1 protein-coding gene and 1 pseudogene are annotated in these 2011 nt (G+C 61.6%); both read right to left on the reverse strand.

The genetic code is table 11. From position 1 onward, the window contains the following. Nucleotides 1-137 precede the first annotated feature (137 nt). A complete protein-coding gene (istB, locus tag E8M77_RS18535) occupies nt 138-872 on the reverse strand; it encodes an IS21-like element helper ATPase IstB (RefSeq protein ID WP_137132118.1) in 735 nt (244 codons plus the stop codon). Further along, nucleotides 805-2011: pseudogene (istA, locus tag E8M77_RS18540) on the reverse strand (IS21 family transposase); the annotation flags it as partial. The pseudogene istA and the gene istB, both read right to left, overlap by 68 nt.

Consider the following 2011-nt stretch of genomic DNA (forward strand, 5'->3'; position numbering starts at 1 on the left):
TGTCAATCGGCGCGGAAAGTTGACCCCATATCGGCGTCCAATGTTGCCCCCCATGTTGACGATCAGCACCTGGATCGCCCGGCGCTGGCCGGGGTTGCAGAGGGCGAACCAGGTGCGGGTGATGGGGCTCTTCGGCTTTAGCTTTGAGAGCGGTTTTTGAAGCGCCAGGACTCGTTGCCAGTTTCGACGATCTCGCAGTGATGGGTGAGCCTGTCGAGCAGCGCGGTGGTCATCTTGGCGTCGCCGAAGACGGTTGGCCATTCGTCGAACGCGAGATTGGTGGTGACGATGATCGAAGTGCGCTCGTAAAGCCTGCTGATCAGATGGAATAGAAGCTGGCCGCCGGCCTGGGCGAATGGCAGGTATCCGAGTTCGTCGAGGATGATGAAGTCCAGGCGGTTGAGATAATCCGCCGTCCGGCCTTGCTTGCCGCTGCGCGTCTCCGTCTCAAGCCGATTGACCAGATCGACGACATTGTAGAAGCGCCCGCGTGTGCCGTTGCGGATGAGAGCGCGGGCGATCGCGATGGCCAGGTGGCTCTTGCCGGTGCCCGTGCCGCCGACGAGAACAACATTGCGCTGATCGGCAATAAAGGCTCCGGTGGCCAGGTCGCGGACAAGGCCTTCATTGACGGGCGTGTTGGTGAAGTCGAAGTCGTCGATATCCTTGGCGAGTGGCAGCTTGGCGATGCTGAGCTGGTAGCGGATGGAGCGGGCCTGCTTCTCGGCGATCTCGGACTGCAGAAGATCGCCAACGATACGCGGCGGCTCATGCTGGCGCTTGATGCCGTTGCCCATGACCTCGTCATAGGCGCTGCGCATGCCGTAGAGCTTCAAGGTGCTCATCAATTCCAGAACCTGTGTGCGTTCCATCAGCTTGCCCTCCTGAGGCTGTCATAGCGTGCACAATCGGCGACCGGCTCATGAGTGAGCCGCAGTGCATCGGGGATTTGTAGCGGCGCAGCCGGAGCCGGATCGCGACGACGCGCCAGGATGTTGAGGATGACGGCAGCCGAGCAGACACCCTGATCAAGCGCCTCCTGGCAGGCGGCCTCCACGGCCGTGATCCCGTCGCCCGGCACGCAGCTGAGAATGGTGACCATTTGCCGATCGCCGTCATCGACTGTCTTCAATCGCTTGCGGACCTTCTCCATCGCCGCCGGCATTACCCAGTCGCGGAACGGGGCGCCATTGCGAAGAGCGCCGGGTTTGCGCGCCAGGACAGGCACATAATGCCAGGGATCATAGACCGTCTCGCCGCGTCCGAAGCTGCGCCGATGTTCGGCGATGACCGTCCCATCCTGCTTGACCACAACCCGGTCGGCATAAGCGTGGACTTCGACCGGGCGGCCGACAGCCGTTGAGAGGACCGAGTATTTGTTATTGTCGAAACGGACCGTGCAGGTCTTCGAGACCGAGGCCGGAACGCAGTGAAAGCCGTCGAACGGACCGACATAGGGAACGAGGCTGCTGCGTTCGGCTTCGAACATCTGCCAGATCGTCTGGTCGGCCTGTTCCGGATGGTTGTGCGCCTTGGCATAGGCGACGCATTTGTCGAGCAGCCAGACGTTCAATTCCTCAAGGCTCTTGACCCTCAGGCGCGGTGTGAAGAAGCGTTCGCGCACCAGTCCCACCTGGTTCTCGACCTGACCCTTCTCCCAACCGGAGGCTGGCGTGCAGGCGACAGGCTGCACCAGATAATGGCTGCACATCTGCAGGAAGCGGCGATTGTATAGCCGCTCCTTGCCCACGAACACCGCCTCCACCGCCGTCTTCATGTTATCGTAGATGCCGCGCGTGCAGGTGCCACGGAAGAAGGCAAACGCCTTGTCGTGGGCGTCGAACACCATCTCCTGGCTCTCGCGCATATAGGCGCGGGCAAACATCATGCGGCTGTGGCAGAGCCGGACATGGGCAACCTTCACGGTCGTCGTCGTGCCGTTGATCAGCACGATCTCGTGGCTCCAGTCGAACTGGTAGGCTTCGCCGGGTGCATAGTAGAGCGGCACATA

This window comes from Rhizobium sp. FY34, assembly GCF_005222845.1.
GTDB lineage: Bacteria > Pseudomonadota > Alphaproteobacteria > Rhizobiales > Rhizobiaceae > Neorhizobium.

Excerpts from the sequence above, each read along its gene's own strand:
- istB (WP_137132118.1), bottom strand. The coding sequence starts at position 872 with ATGGAACGCACACAGGTTCTGGAATTGATGAGCACCTTGAAGCTCTAC.